The organism is Arthrobacter sp. KUASC02, from assembly GCF_059739395.1.
Genome location: NZ_AP046053.1, coordinates 3,688,266 through 3,704,074 on the forward strand (window position 1 = coordinate 3,688,266; position 15,809 = coordinate 3,704,074).

Annotated in this window: 15 protein-coding genes; 7 read left to right on the plus strand and 8 right to left on the minus strand. The window is 64.8% G+C overall.

Annotation, left to right across the window (positions count from 1 at the left end; genetic code table 11):
• Positions 1-2 precede the first annotated feature (2 nt).
• The 3 genes from AC6JAC_RS16900 to hisC form a co-directional block, all read right to left on the minus strand.
• Positions 3-245: a hypothetical protein gene (locus tag AC6JAC_RS16900; RefSeq protein ID WP_497965630.1), complete on the minus strand. Its 243-nt coding sequence runs from the start codon at positions 243-245 to the stop codon at positions 3-5.
• Between the two features lie 373 nt (positions 246-618).
• Positions 619-2,031 (minus strand): amino acid permease, encoded by a 1,413-nt coding sequence (locus tag AC6JAC_RS16905; protein WP_497965632.1) that lies wholly within the window; start codon positions 2,029-2,031, stop codon positions 619-621.
• A gap of 44 nt (positions 2,032-2,075) precedes the next feature.
• Positions 2,076-3,185, minus strand: coding sequence for a histidinol-phosphate transaminase (hisC, locus tag AC6JAC_RS16910; RefSeq protein WP_497965634.1), 1,110 nt, complete (start codon positions 3,183-3,185; stop codon positions 2,076-2,078).
• 93 nt (positions 3,186-3,278) lie between these two features.
• On the opposite strand from hisC, the gene AC6JAC_RS16915 reads away from it, so the two are divergent.
• Together AC6JAC_RS16915 and AC6JAC_RS16920 are read left to right on the plus strand one after the other, a co-directional pair.
• Positions 3,279-3,782 (plus strand): Lrp/AsnC family transcriptional regulator, encoded by a 504-nt coding sequence (locus AC6JAC_RS16915; RefSeq protein WP_028272046.1) that lies wholly within the window; start codon positions 3,279-3,281, stop codon positions 3,780-3,782.
• Positions 3,783-3,902: 120 nt separating this feature from the next.
• Entirely contained in the window at positions 3,903-5,576 is a 1,674-nt protein-coding gene (locus AC6JAC_RS16920; protein WP_497965636.1) for a thiamine pyrophosphate-binding protein, read from the plus strand.
• 351 nt (positions 5,577-5,927) lie between these two features.
• Here the strand turns inward: AC6JAC_RS16920 and AC6JAC_RS16925 are convergent, their stop codons facing one another.
• Positions 5,928-6,383 carry a universal stress protein gene (locus AC6JAC_RS16925; RefSeq protein WP_497965638.1) on the minus strand — a complete coding sequence of 152 codons (456 nt, stop codon included), beginning with the start codon at positions 6,381-6,383 and terminating at the stop codon, positions 5,928-5,930.
• Positions 6,384-6,607: 224 nt separating this feature from the next.
• Here AC6JAC_RS16925 and AC6JAC_RS16930 point away from each other — a divergent pair, with 224 nt between their 5' ends.
• Positions 6,608-7,564, plus strand: coding sequence for a lipid kinase (locus tag AC6JAC_RS16930; protein ID WP_497965640.1), 957 nt, complete (start codon positions 6,608-6,610; stop codon positions 7,562-7,564).
• Positions 7,565-7,587: 23 nt separating this feature from the next.
• Here the strand turns inward: AC6JAC_RS16930 and AC6JAC_RS16935 are convergent, their stop codons facing one another.
• The gene (locus AC6JAC_RS16935; RefSeq protein ID WP_497966852.1) at positions 7,588-8,688 is read right to left on the minus strand and encodes a methyltransferase; all 1,101 of its coding nucleotides are present in this window, start codon (positions 8,686-8,688) and stop codon (positions 7,588-7,590) included.
• A gap of 454 nt (positions 8,689-9,142) precedes the next feature.
• Positions 9,143-9,874, minus strand: a complete 732-nt coding sequence (locus AC6JAC_RS16940) for a DUF4190 domain-containing protein (protein ID WP_497965642.1) — start codon at positions 9,872-9,874, stop codon at positions 9,143-9,145.
• A 570-nt stretch (positions 9,875-10,444) separates the two neighbouring features.
• Between AC6JAC_RS16940 and AC6JAC_RS16945 the strand changes: the two genes are divergently transcribed.
• A complete protein-coding gene (locus AC6JAC_RS16945) occupies positions 10,445-11,083 on the plus strand; it encodes a DUF4190 domain-containing protein (protein ID WP_497965644.1) in 639 nt (212 codons plus the stop codon).
• 184 nt (positions 11,084-11,267) lie between these two features.
• On the opposite strand, the gene AC6JAC_RS16950 is transcribed toward AC6JAC_RS16945, so the two are convergent.
• On the minus strand, positions 11,268-11,885 hold the full coding sequence (locus AC6JAC_RS16950) for a hypothetical protein (protein ID WP_497965646.1): 618 nt from the start codon (positions 11,883-11,885) through the stop codon (positions 11,268-11,270).
• 227 nt (positions 11,886-12,112) lie between these two features.
• On the opposite strand from AC6JAC_RS16950, the gene AC6JAC_RS16955 reads away from it, so the two are divergent.
• The 3 genes from AC6JAC_RS16955 to AC6JAC_RS16965 are packed head-to-tail and all read left to right on the plus strand — an operon-like array spanning position 12,113 to position 14,636.
• A complete protein-coding gene (locus AC6JAC_RS16955) occupies positions 12,113-12,793 on the plus strand; it encodes a DUF998 domain-containing protein (RefSeq protein ID WP_497965648.1) in 681 nt (226 codons plus the stop codon).
• Positions 12,794-12,835: 42 nt separating this feature from the next.
• Entirely contained in the window at positions 12,836-13,921 is a 1,086-nt protein-coding gene (locus AC6JAC_RS16960) for a hypothetical protein (protein WP_497965650.1), read from the plus strand.
• Between the two features lie 43 nt (positions 13,922-13,964).
• Positions 13,965-14,636: a hypothetical protein gene (locus tag AC6JAC_RS16965; protein WP_497965652.1), complete on the plus strand. Its 672-nt coding sequence runs from the start codon at positions 13,965-13,967 to the stop codon at positions 14,634-14,636.
• A gap of 72 nt (positions 14,637-14,708) precedes the next feature.
• On the opposite strand, the gene AC6JAC_RS16970 is transcribed toward AC6JAC_RS16965, so the two are convergent.
• On the minus strand, positions 14,709-15,788 hold the full coding sequence (locus AC6JAC_RS16970) for a LacI family DNA-binding transcriptional regulator (RefSeq protein ID WP_497965654.1): 1,080 nt from the start codon (positions 15,786-15,788) through the stop codon (positions 14,709-14,711).
• Positions 15,789-15,809: the final 21 nt, after the last annotated feature.

Consider the following 15,809-nt stretch of genomic DNA (forward strand, 5'->3'; position numbering starts at 1 on the left):
CTCTAAGCAGTTCCTGAATCCTTCTGTAGCTCCACAACCTCAGCCCTCAACTCTGCAACCTGTTCTTGCAGCTCAACGATCGCGTAGGCTAGCTTCCCAATCACATCTTTATAGTCGTTATTCTTGGTATCTATCTTGAGGGTACTAAGGGCAGCATCTCGACCCAGCACCTCCTGGGCGGCAGTAGCAAGTGAAACCATAAACGATCTCCCCATTGATTTCAGCTTGTTCCGCGGATCGCTCATACATCTTCTTCTTTCCCTGATTCGAGCCACTTCGTATAACGGCTCCTTAAATGTCTCACTGTCCCGCCCTGGCTGGACAAACTCAGCGCCGACCTCGTGTGCGCGCCCGTCAAGGTTCGTTGGCAGGGGCCTCCCGTTTAGTGGCAAATACAATTATGTACGATTCCACCCCAAGTCGCTGGCCGATCAGACGTGCTTCGTTAGCAAGGGAAGGGTTAGCGGTACTTACAGAACCCCTACGGCAACCCGACGTTCGTGCGTCCGTTCTTGACGACCAGCCGCGCCCGACCGAGTCGCGGAGGGCGCGCCCCGGCCAAAGCCGGACGCGCCCTCCGCGATCACCGAACCTACGAAAGTGTCCGCAGCCCCTGATTCAGTCGATGAGTACAGGCTCCTTGGCACCATCCGAAGCCTCAACGACCGGCGCAACCTTCCCGTTCCGGTGGTAAAGCCAGTTCGCCACCGCCAGAAGCGCCACGAGTACGAACGTGCTCAGGAGCTGGGGACGGGAGTCCTCGCCGATGAAGCCGACCGTGAAGATCGCGGCGAGGATGACCAGACCAAACACCGTGAGCCACGGGAAGCCGGGCATCCGCAGGGGAAGCTCCGTCCCGTCGCGGTCGGCGCGGAGGCGCAGCGCGAGCTGGGCCAGGAGCGCTGACGTCCACACCAGCAGGCACGTCGAGCCCACGATGTTGAGCAGGACGGGAAGGACCTTTTCGGGGAAAGCCAGCTCCAGCACCACCGTGACAACGCCGAAGGCGACGCTGGCCAGGACTGCCACAACCGGGACACGGGCCGTGGACACCGAGGCGAGCATGCGCGGTGCTTCGCCCCGCTCAGCGAGGGAGTAGGCCATCCGGGAGGCACCGTAGAGGTTGGCGTTGAGGGCGGAGAGCAGCGCTGCGACGGCTACCAGAGTGATGGCGGTGGCCGCGCCGGGCATGCCGGCCGCATCCAGCACCGCGGCGAACGGGCTCTTCAGCCCCGCCGAACCCACGGGAACCACGGCCGCGATCACGAAGATTGCACCGATGTAGAAGACCAGGATGCGCCACAGCACCGTCCGGACTGCTTTCTTCACGCTGCGGGCAGGCTCAGCCGTCTCAGCTGCCGCCACGGAAACAATCTCAGTGCCGCCGAACGCGAACGCCACCACAAACAGGGCCGTGGCAATCCCGGCGAAACCGCTGGGTGCAAATCCGGCGCCGGTGAAGTTGGTCAGGCCCGGGGACTGCACGCCCGGCAGCCAGCCGAAGAGCAGGGCAGCGCCCACCAGGAGGAACCCGACGATTGCCGCCACCTTGAGCAGGGCGAACCAGAACTCGAACTCGCCGAAGTTCTTCACACTGGTGAGGTTCACCGCGGTGAGCACCACGATGAAGATGAAGGCCACGAGCCACACCGGCAGGGCCGGGAAGATGGTGGCCAGCAGGCCCGCCGCACCGAGCGCTTCGGCCGCGATGACCACCACGAGCTGCAGCCACCACAGCCAGCCCACCGTGGCACCGGCCACCGGCCCGTAGGCCTTGGCGGTGTAGACGGAGAAGGCGCCGCTGTCCGGGTTGGCGGCGGCCATCTCGCCGAGGGCCCACATCACCAGGATGATGAGGGTTCCGGCCACGAGGTAGGAGATCAGCACGGCCGGGCCGGCGGCCTGGATGCCGGCGCCGGAGCCGATGAAGAGGCCTGCGCCGATGGCGCTTCCGAGGCCCATCATGGTCAGCTGGCGGGGTTTGAGTGCCGCGCCCAGTGCGCGGCCAGACGTCTTTGTCTGTTGTTCCATGGGGAGTCCTCTGGTTGTAGGCGGAACGGTTGGTTGGTAAAGGGTCAGTCGATTGTCGAGGCTGCGTGCGCTTCCAAAAGCCGAAGCACGAGATCGTTGGAGGCGGGATCGGCAACGGTGATCCGCACGCCGTCGCCCTGGTACGCCCGGACCATGATGCCGGCGGCGTCGAACGCGGCCACCAGCCTCGCGAGCAAATGTTCATCGGCACGGATCCACAGGAAATTGCCCTGGCTCGGCTGCAGTTTCCAGCCCAGGGCTTCCAGCTGCGCGGCCATCCGGGTGCGCTCCTTCCTGACGGCTGCCACGCGTGCTTCCATCTCCTCCCCCGCGTCCAGCGATGCGATGGCCGCCTTCTGGGCCAGCGCGCTCACGGAGAAGGGAAGTGCAGTCCGCCGCAGTCCCTCGGCGATGCCCGGCGCCGCCACGGCGTATCCCACGCGCAGGCCGGCGAGTCCGTAGGCCTTCGAGAAGGTGCGCAGGATGCAGACGTTCGGGAACCGGCGGTAGAGCGCCAGGCTATCGGGGCCGCTGCCCGCTTCGGCGTATTCCACATAGGCCTCGTCGATCACCACGAGGATGTCGGAGCGGACGGACTGCAGGAAGGCCTCGATGCGGTCATGGCTGATGGGCACGCCGGTCGGATTGTTGGGGGTGCAGAGCAGGATCACCTTCGTGCGGGCAGTGACGGCCGCAGCCATGGCCTCGAGATCGTGGCCCTCAGCGCTGTCCAGCGGGATGCGGACCGGCCGTGCGCCTGCCAGCTCAACCAGGATGGGGTAGGCCTCGAAGGAACGCCACGCGAAGATCACTTCATCCCCGGCGTCGCACAGGCCGGTGATGATCTGCTGGAGGACGCCGACGCTGCCGGGTCCCACCGCGACCTCGTCAGCCGTGACGCCGAGGTGACTGGCAATCCGTTCGCGGAGTTCGACGGCGGCACTGTCCGGGTAGCGGTTCATGGTACCCGCCGCTGCGGCCACCGCGGCGGCGGCCGCGGGCAAAGGTTCGTAGTGGCTTTCGTTGCTGGCGAGGGCGGCAATGTCCGCGCCGGCGCTGCGCCGGCCCGGAACGTAGGGCGGAAGTCCGGCCACCGCGCCGCGAAGGGCGGGAAGCGCGGTGTCCGGTGCGGTCAGGATCTGATCACGGGTCATGAGGACTGATCATGATTGTGATCCGCCACACAATGCAAGATACCCTCAAAGCATTGGGACTTCTGCTCAACTTCTAGTAACCGTGGTGAAAATATGACCATCCCGAACCCCCGCACCCTGGATTCCCTCGACGGCAGGATCATCCTGGCCCTCGACAAGGATCCGGAAGCCAGCGCCCTTGCACTCTCGCGCACCCTCGGCGTCGCACGGAACACCGTCCACGCCCGGCTGGCACGGCTCGAGCGCAGCGGCGCCCTCCGCTCCTTCAGCCGGAGGCTGGATCCCGCAGCGCTCGGCTATGATCTGATGGCCTTCCTCTCGCTGTCCATCAGCCAGACCCGGACCGGTGCGGTGGAAGACGGGCTCGCCGCGATCCCGGAGGTCATCGAGGTGCACGCCACCACCGGCGACGCGGACCTCATGGCCAAAGTGGTGGCCCGCAGTACGGCGGATCTCTACCGCATCACCAACGAGATCCTGGAAATTGAGGGGATCCAGCGGACCAGCACGGCCATTTCCGTACTAGAACTCATGCCGCCCCGCTACGACGGCCTCCTGAGCCGGCTCTCGGAGCAGGAATCCCGCCCCTCGCACTAAACACGGGTGATGCGCACCACAAGTGGGCAAATTTTCACTCATCCCTGCATTTGCCTGCCAAATATCCCAATCAAATTCCGCTCTCTTGCCTATCTGTGAACCAGCCCACATGATTCCTGCATGACTTCACTTACCGTCTCCGGCCGCGTGGCGCAGGTTCTCAGCAGCTATGTCAGCGACGTCTTCGGCGTCATGGGCAACGGAAACGTCTACTTCCTGGACGCCGCGGAAAAGCTGGGCCTCCGCTTCTCCGCCGTCCGCCATGAAGGCGCCGCCATCGCCGCGGCCGACGCCTACTACCGGACGTCAGGACGCCTCGCCGCAGGCACCACCACCTACGGCCCTGGCTACACCAACGCACTCACCGCCCTCGCCGAGTCGGTCCAGGCGCAAATCCCCGTCGTGCTGGTCACCGGGGACGCTCCGAGCAGCGGCGCCCGGCCCCAGGACGTGGACCAGGCAGCCATCGCCGCAGCACTCGGCGCGGCCACCTTCACCGTCACCCGCGACGCCGCGGGCTCCATCACACAGCAGGCGGTGGAGTACGCACTCACCAAACGCACCGCCGTCGTGATTGCCATCCCCTATGACCTCGCCGCACTCGAGGCTGGGGACGAAGCGCTTCCGGCGCCGCTGGCACCGGCGGTGATTGACGACGTCGACGGCGGCCTTGGGCAGGTAGCCCGCCTGCTCGCTGGGGCGAAGCGGCCGCTGATCCTCGCCGGCCGCGGTGCGCATCTCGCCGGCGCCGGCCCGGAGCTCCGGGAGCTCGCCGACCGCCTCGGCGCACTGACCGCCGGAACCGCCCTGGCGCTCAACCTCCTCAAAGGCGAGGGGTACTTGGGCGTCGCGGGCGGCTTCGGCACCGACACCGCGGCCGGGCTCATGGGCGAGGCCGATGTGGTCCTGGTGGCCGGGGCAAGCCTGAGCCCCTTCACCATGCGGTTCGGGCACCTGCTCGGCCCGGACAGCACCGTCATCCAGATCGACGCCGCCCTGCAGCCGACGCACCCCCGGGTGGACACGTTCGTCAGCGCAGACGTGAAGTCCGCTACGGGACGCATCCTCCGGATGCTGGATGGCACGGCCTCTGCGGACGCCGGCCGCGCGGAAGCCTGGCGTGCGGAGGCCGTCCTGCGTCTGGCCGAGGGACCGGCCCACCACGCAGGTTCAGCGGAGACGCCGGACGGCCGGCTGGACCCGCGCTCCCTGGCCACGGCGCTGGATGCCGTGCTGCCGGAGCGCCGCACGGTGGTCCAGGACGGCGGGCACTTCGTCGGCTGGGCCCCCATGTACTGGAACATCCCGCGGCCCCAGGACCTGGTGATGGTGGGCACCGCCTACCAGGCCATCGGGTTGGGCCTTGCCAGCGCCGTCGGGGCAGCCCGTGCGCTGGAGGACGGCCGCACCCTGGTCCTGGCCTCGGGCGACGGCGGTTTCCTGATGGGCTTGTCCGACCTCGAATCGCTGATCGGGGCGGCGAGCAGCGCCATCGTGGTGATCTACAACGATGCCGCTTACGGAGCCGAGATCCACCAGTACGGCTCTCAGGGCCTGACCGAAAAGCCGATGCTGATCCCGGAGGTGGACTTCAGCGGCATCGCCCGCGCTTTGGGTGCTGAGTCCGCGATCATCCGCTCACTGGGGGACCTTTCCGCGCTTCAGGACTGGATCGACGCCGGCGCGAAGGGGACCTTCGTGGCCGACTGCCGGATCACGTCGAGCGTCCGGGCCCCGTGGATGAGCGAATGGATGCAGGCCAAGCAGGAGGCGAAGGCAGCCGTGGCGGGCTAGCGGGGAAGAAGCCGCCACAGCGACACGACCTCGCCGCCGTCGAACGCAAAAAGGGGAAGCCCCACCAGCAAGGCTGAAGGGGCTTCGACTGTTTTGATTCCGTTATGACGAACATCATCTCCCGAACTTGCGGGAATTCTGGTGTTTCCTGCCTCGTCATCGGCAGACCACGCGGATCAGATCCACAGTGTGTTCCAAGGTTCCCTGTTGTTCGTTCCCGTCCTTCTTTCGAAGAACGTATTAACAGTGTTACGCCTAGTTTTCCGAAGGCGCAAGAGCCAATCTTCCCGGGGATTCCGGCGTTCTTAACGGTGCCCGCCAGCCATCCCGGAGCAGCAAGCTCCAGGAGAATCACGCTTTGCGGTGAACCACCAGGACAGGACACTGAGCGTGGGTGACAACCTGGGTGGAGACCGAGCCCAGGTGCAAACCCGGAAATCCCCCATGACCCCGGGATCCGACGACAATAAGATCCGCGTCCTTGGCGGCGTCCAGAATTGCCGAAGCAGGTGAAGGAGTGTCTACCAGCTCCCCAGCCGCGGCCACGCCTCCGTCTGCGGTGGTCTTCAGTGCCTCACCCTGTCGTGCCCGTGCGACTTGCTCCGGGGACTCTTCGGCCGCAATCTCACCTGCCGCCGTTTCCAGGACAGCGGGATACCACGCCATCGGGGGCTTATTCCATGCTGTGACCAGGCGGAGCTGGCCATTGCGCTGCCGGGCCTCATCCATGGCCCAGTCCAGTGCAGCCCGGGAATATTCGGAACCGTCAACACCGACAACTATCAAGAACGAACCGGTACTGGTCATCTGCCTTTCCTTTCACTGCCTCGCCGAACCGAACCGTGCCGCGCCCTACCCTGTGAGCGTGCGGGGTTCGGTTCCAGCTGTCATGGTTCCATCGGACGCTCGTGCCGGCGTCGGGGGTAGAGTCCAAGGTCCCCGGCGTCGCGGGCCGAGAGACTACGACTGAGTGCCTCGGATGTATCTCCCGCCATAGGAAACCCACAGGTCCCCGCCCTAACATGGCCCTCATGAATGCTGCCCGGGACGCCCGCTCTGCCGCCGTCGTCATCAACGCCGGATCACGCAGAGGAGCTGCACACGAACTTGCCGTGGACACGATGCGGAAAGCAGGCGTGCCCATCTCAGCCGTGCACCACGTGCTGTCCGGCGGCGAGCTGGCCGGGACGCTTGACCGGGTTCTTGCGGACGGCCACGATCTGGTGGTTGTCGGCGGCGGCGACGGGACCGTGTCCTACGCCGCCGGCCGGGTTGCCGGCACCAACGTTGCGCTCGGCGTTCTTCCGCTGGGCACCGCCAACGACTTCGCCCGCACGCTGGAGATACCGAACAACCTTGCCGAGGCGTGCGCCACCGTCGCCGAAGGGAAGGTGGTGGACATCGACCTCGGCCGGGCCAACGGCGAGCCGTTCCTCAACGTCGCGTCCGTGGGCCTATCGGTGGCTGTGACGGAGGCTCTGAGCCCCCGCCTGAAGCGGTACATCGGGCCGCTGGCGTACAGCATCGCCACGCTTCGGGCCTATGCCCGGCACAAGCCGTTCCGGGCACGCCTCGAATTCCCCGAGGGCGACCACGAGCCGATGGAACTGGACAACCTGCTTCAGGTGGCGGTCGGCAACGGCCGGCACTACGGCGGCGGCAACACGGTCTCCCCCACCGCCGGGATCGATGACCACCTCCTGGACATCTATGCCATCCTGGCGGGTCCGCTCCGGGAGCATGTGAGCATCGCACGGCTGCTCAAGGACGGAAGCTTCATCGAACACGACCGGGTGCACCACCTGACAAGCCGGCACGTTCGGCTGGTCACCGAGCCGCCGCTGCCGGTGAACCTCGACGGCGAGATCGCCACCACCACGCCCGCCGACTTTACCGTCCAGCGCAACGCCGTTCACGTGGTGGTGCCCCAGAGCAGCACCAGCGCGCTGTTGGACGGACCGGGCCCAGCGGGCGGGCCGCCGTCGTGATTCCCGACGGCGGAAGGTTCTGACTATCGGGGAGCAAGCCGCCACAGGGACGTGACCTCGGCCGAGCGCGCCTCGAACAGGGGATCGTCCCGGTCCGATGCCTTCGGATGCGTTGGCTTGGTGTCGAGCCGTTCCATTACCTTTAGGCCGGCCGCCTCGATGGCGGCCAGCAGATCCTCACGCGACCGCAAGCCAAGGTGCTCGGCCAGGTCGGAGAGGACAAGCCAGCCCTCCCCGCCCGGCTCAAGATGGTCGGAGAGTTCGTTCAGGAAGCGGAACAGCATTCTGCTTCCGGGGTCGTAGACTGCGCTGTCCAGGCTGGAATGCGGAGTGGCCGGAATCCAGGGCGGGTTGCACACGATCAGCGGCGCCCGTCCGGGCGGGAACATGTCGGTCAGGACGGCCTCGGCACGGTCCTGGACGCCGAGGTTCCGGAAATTCTCAGCGGCACAGGCGATGGCACGCGGCTCATTGTCCGTCGCCACCACGCGGCGCACGCCGCGGCGCGCGAGGACGGCAGCGAGCACACCGGTGCCGGTCCCGACGTCGAACGCCAACGTGTCGGAGGGCAGCGCAGCGGCGGCGACGAGATCCACATACTCGCTCCGGGTGGGGAAGAACGTGCCGTAGTGCGGGTGGATGCGGCCCTGCAGGGCATCGACGTGGACGCCATTACGCCGCCACTCGTGGGCGCCAATGGCCCCGACAAGCTCATGCAGGGACACGACGGAGGATTCGCCGATATCACCGTACGCTTCGGCGGCGGCCTGCCGGATGTCCGGTGCGCGGCGCAACGGCACCACCGGGCCCGGATCAAGCGGAACCAGCAGGAGGCCGAGAATACGTGCACGGTGGGAGCGGGACTGGCGGTGCCGGTAGAACTTCTCGGCCGGAGTTGCTGTGGTCCTCTTGCCGGCGCCGACCCGGCGGTCCAGGGCGTTGAGGATCTGCCGTGCGTTGTGGAAGTCACCGTGCCAGAGCATCGCGATCCCCTGTGACGCCATCCGGATCGCATCATCGGCCGTGAGGGAGTCGGTAACCACTTCGACGCGCGTCGGCGCCGGCCTGCCGTTTGCCGAACGCCATCGCGCGGTCCTGCTCTCTCCGGCCTCGGCCCAGGTCACGGCGGCGGCATCATCCCCCGCGGCTGTGGGCGCGGGGTTGAGGGCCGACGTCGGGATTCCTGCGGGAGCTGGCGTCTCGGTAGTGATAAGGATCCATTCCAAGCGTCAGAGGAGCCGATCGGCGACTGACGATTGCGGCGATGATTCCACGACGTGGATGGCTACGGTCCAGGATTCCGGACCGTCATCCGGCCGCGAACCGAGCTCGGTTGATGGCCGCTGTAGCCATTCAACCTGCCTTTTCAGGATACAGGTGTGCCGTGGGTGCTACCCGACGCCCAACCAAACCAGTACGGCACCCAGAACCTATGCTGATCCCCCGAGGTGTACTTCAGCTGCAGCGCCCGTGCGCTCGGTGCCGAGTCGGCAATCATCCGGTCACTGGCGGACCTTTGGCCACCTGTGCGATGTTGTCGAAGTTCGACTGGCGCTGCAAACCGATCGCGTCAGGGACCTACCGAATCGCCCAGTAAACACGGGTCTTATCGTTGAATGATATGGACTGCTCAACGAAGATTTTGCCGCCTTCAATGGCGGCAGCCGGCACGTCCATGCAGAGCTGGTAGGAGGCGCTGCCACCGTTCTCCAACGTAGGGACATCCATAACCCCCTGGTCAACGACAGCATCGCAATCTGATGCGTCGTATTGTCTGGCGTCAGTGCCGACGAAGGTTTCGGACAAATCGATCCAGGGAGTGCCTTCTTGGGATCCGACGTAAGTAACAGTCAAGCCGACAAGAATGTATTGTCCCTTTGGCGCATCATTGAACCGATTAGCAGCCAGAACATCCGCATTGGCGTCCAATTTCACCGAAGTAACTGCGACCTGGTATTCCTTTCCAACAGTCGCAACCGTGCCGACAGCGAGCGGTTGGCTTACCGAGCCTGCGACTGTGCTGGCAGTCGGTGCCGTTGCAGGGTCTGAGCCGGAGGATGACTTCGCCGCTGACGTTTCCACAGCCTTAGAGACGTTCTCGTCGGATCCGGTGACAGCATCCGAAACACTATCCAGCATCGAGGAATAGAGCGCTTGGGTGGAAAGCACTCCGACAAGCGAAAAAACGCCGACGACCAGCGATGCTATAGCCATTCCCCGCATCGTCGAGCGCCCACGAACTGTGATTACCAGAGCGATAATGGCCAGAACGACGGCGATGAAGCCTAGGAAGAATACTGCGTTATTCACGATAGGGACCCAGCAGAGAAGCAGAGCAACTCCAGCGAGGACAAGGGCTGTAATAGTGACGGCCTTTCCCCGTTGCTCTGGGTGCGGGTCCTCCAGTGGCTGATCGACCCAAAATTGATGATTCGGCGGTGCCGGGCCCCAGCTAGGATCGGGCTGCCAGTCGGGAGGTGGCTGCCATCCGTTCGGCGGAGAGGGCCAGTTACTCGGAGGGTTATAGCGCTGCATGTTTGTCCCCTATCAACCAATGCCAGCCACCGCTCCGTCGCGGACGAGCCTTTTGAGTAGGAGCATATAACCCACGTCGGCATTTTTAGCTCAAGAATTCCCTTGGTTTTACTCAAGGCCTGCAGATTGTCCGCGCGTCCGGTTATGCTTCGGCTGTACCAGAATTCCATTCCAGGAAAGAAGGAGAGTTATCTTTCAGTTTTTCCTTCGACTATCAGAAAGCTCAACGTTGAGCTTCCAGCCGAGAAAACTGAAGTCTTGAGGTCGCACCTGTATCCGAGTATTGGAATAATTTCTGGCTACGCAGATCCACGTTCATTCACTGAGGCATAGAAGGGGGACACCATGTCCGGTCAGCACCAAAACCCGACTTTTACGGGTCAGTCAGGAACACAACAGGCGTATCAACCAACGGGTTACGCTCCAATTCCACAACCGAAACAGGGCAACGGGCTGGGTGTAGCAGCCTTGGTCGTCGGCATTGTTGCCGCAGTCCTGAGCGTCATTCCTTTGATCGGCATGGCAGCTTTTTTTCTGGGACCAGTCGCGATCCTGCTGGGCGTCATTGCATTCTTTCTGAAGAACAGGAAGAAAGGAATGGCAATCGCGGGCGCCGTCCTTGGCATTATTAGCCTCATCATCGCCGGAGTCATGACAGCAGCAATAGGTGCCGGCGTGCAGGCGGTCGATGCTGAACTAAACGCAGAGCACACAGTTGAATATGTCGTCACAACCTCGGGTCCTGCAAGTATCAGCTATTGGACTCCCGGTGGTTCGTCATCCGAAAAAATCACGGCTGACTGGAATAAATCGGTAACATCCAAGGAATTCAATATCGCCAGCTTGAGCGTTTCGGGCGATTTCAGCGACCCGAGCGCATCTGTTAGCTGCGACATCCTTATTGACGGAAAGAGCGCGGGCAAGAACACAGGCTCGGGAGCGGGAGCGCACGCAAGCTGCTCGGGCAGTACCTGGAGTAAGTAAGAACCTAAGCAATGATGGCGGGGTGTCCAAGCTGATATGGCTGACCACCCCGCCATTCTGCTGTTCTGGAGGGTATATGTTCGCCCCATACAGACGGTTAGAACCTAGGGGCACCAATAAATGCGTGCCGAGCGCCTGTAGCAGCGTGCCACCCACCTACAGCGGCCGCTGCCTCCACATGTGATCACCCTCGGCCCGAAAGGCGGGGTTGCGCAAAAGTGGCTTCGTCTTGTGCGGGAAGTTCCGAGTGGCAGCTAACCGCCGCTGCAGAGATCTGCCGCTTGACCTGCTCAAGCTCATCTTCGAGCAGGTCAACTTTGGTGCGGTATTTTTCGAAATCCGCCGATCGGCGCCTGGCCATGGCAAAACTAATGACTGCGGCGAGAACGGCGAGCGGGAACGAGAGCAGCAGGGCCCAGCCGGACACGGCAAGGAAGTCCATGGCTATGGGAAGTGCCTGCTTGAATGCCAGGAAGTCGTTCACCCCACCGACCACGCCCTGCAGAGCGGAGTCCAGGGGGCCAAAGTACTCCCCCACGATCGGCGTCTCGGAAAACGACGGAGCGCTCAGGGGCGGTTCTCCCCCTGCCGACCAGCGCGAGTCACGGAAAGTGTTCAGGACGTAGATCCCGGCACCCGCGTTGAGGGCCGCGAAGAGCAGTACGGTTCCCAGCGCGGTCCAGTGGAGCCTGCGCCAACGCCAGAGGCCGGCCACAAGCGCGAAGCCGGCGGCCGCAATCCAACAAAAGTTGCGGAGTTCGTCGCGGCTCAGGCCGCCCAGCAGATCCAACGTATTCCCCACCCTCACAGTTGATGCTTGTTCCGGTCCCAAGCAATGCCTGTTCAGGTCCCAAGGGAGCCTATCCCAGTCCCCCGGACATGCCGCGGTAGATACGGGTGCGGGGCAAGGCCGTTCGGCCCTATCAACCTGCGGCAACCGGCCCAAAGCTTAAGACAGATAGGCGCTGGGGCGGACGCCCGCGGGCCCCTGCACCTCTGCCGGACCGCGGACTCTGAGGACATCCGGACATGTCAATCGACAAGCGCCAGCCCCCGCTGCGCAGGCGGGCCGCGACGCAGGAAAGTCAGCCCCATGAGGTGACCCGCAAAGCCCTCCTCTCCGCAGGAGCGCTGTCATCGCTGCTGTACGTGGTTGCCACAGACGTGGTGGCGGCGTCCAGATGGGACGGGTACCGGCGCACCGAGCAGATGGTCAGCGAACTCTTCGCCGTCGGCTCCCCCGGCCGGGACGTTCTGCTCCCCTTCACTTGGCTCTACACGGTGCTGTTCACCGCGTTCGGGGTGGGCCTCTGGATCTCCGTGCGCGGCAACCGCGCCCTGCGCATCGCCGGCGGCCTGCTCATCGGGTACGGGCTGTGGAACATCATGGGCGCCCTGTACCCGCTGACGCTGGGGGACGATACTTCCATTCCCATGCATATCCTTGCCACCAACGTCCAGCTTGCCCTCATGGTCGCGGCAATGTGTTTCGTGGCTGCGGGGTTCCACGGCCGGATGCGCGTGTATTCGATCGCCTCGCTCGCCGCTTCCGCGGCGATGGGCATGGTGGCGTTCATGGCCGCCCCGGGACCGAACCTCGTGCTGGGCATCAGCGAACGGATCAGCATCGGGGCATTCCTGCTCTGGGTCGCGGTCCTGGCGGTCGCGCTGTGGAAGCAGCCTGCGGCTGACAAAACATCACGGGTTTAGGCGCCATCCCCTCACCGAACACCTCCGTGGAAGTGGCCAATCATGCTCGAAACTGCACGCAACACCAGGACCGACGGACCCCGCGACCTGGTCACCGAACTCCTGGGCCTGTGGCTGGTGCTGGCCGTCTTCCTGGACGGCTGGGCACACCTGAACCTGCCCAGCCTGGAGACGTTCTTCACCCCGTGGCATGCCGCCCTCTACTCCGGGATGCTGGCGACGGCGGCGTGGACCGCCGTCGTAATCCTCCGGAACCGGACACCGGGGCAGCCGCTGGTGCGGGCCATCCCGCCCGGCTACCGGGGAACTGTGGTGGGGCTCATCCTCTTTGCCATCGCCGGCGGCCTGGACCTGCTGTGGCACGAGCTCCTGGGCATCGAGGTCTCGCTGGATGCCTTGGTCAGCCCCACCCACCTGCTGCTGGGCTTCAGCCTCTTCCTCATCCTCGGCACCGCGGTCCGGAGCGCCCGGGCAAGTCATTCAGCCAGCCCCGACGATCACCCGGCCCTGACCCCGGCGGCGCTGTTCGCCGTCGTACTTATGACCGGGCTGGGGGCGTTCTTCCTCATCTACGTCTCCGCCTTCGTCCGGCCGGGGCCAACGGCCCTCTTTGTGCCGACGCCGTTCGGCAGCCCTGGGCGCGTCCAGTCGGAGATGCCGGTGGTCGTGACCCTGGCCAGCTACCTGCTGACCACCGCACTGATCATCGCGCCCTTCCTCTTCATGCTCTCCGCGGCGAGGCGTCCGGTCCGCGGGGTTGTCACCCTGCTGGTGGCCGCGGCGGCGTGGCTGCCCGTCGCGATGCTGGGCTTCCACACGTACTCAGCTGCTGGAGCCGCGGGCGCCACCGTCGCCGCCGTCGTGGCTGACCTGCTGCTGGCCCGGCTTCCGGCAGCCTGGCTGGGCAGGCGGCTGCCGGCGGTCACGGGAGGAGTCGCGGCACTCCTGTGGACGGGACAGCTCGTGGCGTTCGCCGTGACGGACGCGATCCGCTGGCCCGTCTCGCTCTGGCTGGGAGCAGTGGTCCTCAGCGCCGCGGTGGCCGCGGGGCTCGCCCTCCTCGCTTCCTGGGGTCCGGCGGGTTCGGGGGCTCCGGCAGGTTCGGCGTGGGACTCCGCCGCGCGGTAGCCGCCTCTCACTTCCAGAGGCGGACGCAGTTCATAATGACGAAGTGATCACGCTTGTCAAAGTCCTCCACAACGTCCTCTTCACTGCTGGCTACCTGGCCATCGCCGTGGTTGCCTCAGCGATCAGCTACTACGGCCGGCCGGCAGTAGGGCTCGGCATCATCCTGACCGCAACCGCCATGTTGGTGACTCTGCTCATCGCTTCCGCCGTGGTCAATCGCCGACAGAAGCGGGCGGTGGAGTCCGCCAAGAATGCGGAGGCCGCTGCCGCGGCCGGACACACCAGGACCTACAGCGCGCACGTCTCTGAATCCTACGAACATGATGCCAGCACCGTTTGGTCGCTGATCCGGCCGGCCGAGAGCGCCGTGTTGCTCACCGACGCGCAGCGGGCCTTCACCGTGCCGGGGACACCTGCCGGCGTCGGGGAACAGCAGTGCTTCATCGGCCGCGACGGTTCAGTTTCCGTCATCGAGGTCATCGGTGAAGAGGGCCCTTGGTGGGCAACAACCAGGCCCATCTCGCCGGGCGAGATGAACAGCCGCTCGACCTATCGCCTTGAGCCGACCTCCACCGGATGCACTCTCACTCTTGGGACCGTCATTGAACTCCCTGCAAACGAAGTGCTTGCAGAGGACCCCGACCAATGGTGGGAAACCCAAATGAGGCCCTACCTGACCCGGATCAAGGAAGTCCTGGCCGCCCGGCAAACGTAGCGCGCCCGGACCGAGGCGACGGGGGCACCCAACCGCGTGCCGCCGTCGTGCTTTCCCCACGAGCCCCGAAACTTACGCCGGCAAGTGCACAGCCACGGATGCCCGTTCAACGGCGGGGCACATGATCTTCACCGCGGCGTCGCTGGAGGCCTCGTCCAGGCCCAGCAGCATGCGCACTCCTGCCGCCCCGAGTTCGTAGTGGGGCAGGGACACTGTGGACAGCGGCGGCCTAAGGTGGGCGGCGATAACTTCCTGGTTGTCGAAGCCCACAACAGCCATGTCGTCCGGAATGGAGAGCCCGTTTTCCCGCAGGCCGTCGTATAGTCCCATGGCCATCCGGTCGTTGTAGCAGTACACAGCGGCGACGTTGCGCTTGAGTAACTCTTCGGTGGCGCCGTATCCGCCTTCCTGGTCCGGATAGGCTTCCAGCACCAGCTCCGGGTCGAACGGAATTCCGGCAGCCTCCAGCGCATCCTTGTAGCCCTGGAGGCGTCCGTCCCTGGCGGGCGCGGGGGTGGTGGCGTTGATAAAGGCGATGCGCCGGTGGCCGCCTCGGAGCAGGATTTCCGTCGCGGACTTCCCGCCTTGCTCTTCGTCGGGCACCACGGCACGGGCAGCGCCCGGCTCCGGCGAGAAGCAGTTGACCAGGACGAAGTCCGCCTCGCGAAGCGTCTCCGGCACGACAGTGGGACGGTGGAACCATGTGGAGTACAGGATGCCGCGCACCTTGTACTCCAGCATCATGGCGATCGCATCCGTTTCCAGGTCGCGGTTCCCCTCGGTGTTGGCGATCAGCAGCGCGTAGCCGTGCTTCCAGGCTTCGTCCTGCGCCCCGTGGATGATCTGACCCGCGAACGGGGTGGTAGCCACACCGTCTGCGACGAGGCCGATGAACCGTGAGGTGCCGCTGACCAGCGTCTTGGCCATCGCGTTTGGGCGGTACCCGAGCTGCCGGATCGCGTCCTTGACGCGCTGACGCGTCTGCTCGGCAATGCGGGCGTTCTTCTTCTTGTTGATCACCAGCGACACCGTGGCAGTGGACACACCGGCTGCTTCAGCTACTTCGCGGAGGGTCACCGGCTGGGCACGGCTTTTCCTCACGGGAACGTCGGGGGTGGCCGCGTTGCCTGAGTCTTTCTCCTGCGAAATCATCTGTCCTCCATCAGGAGTATA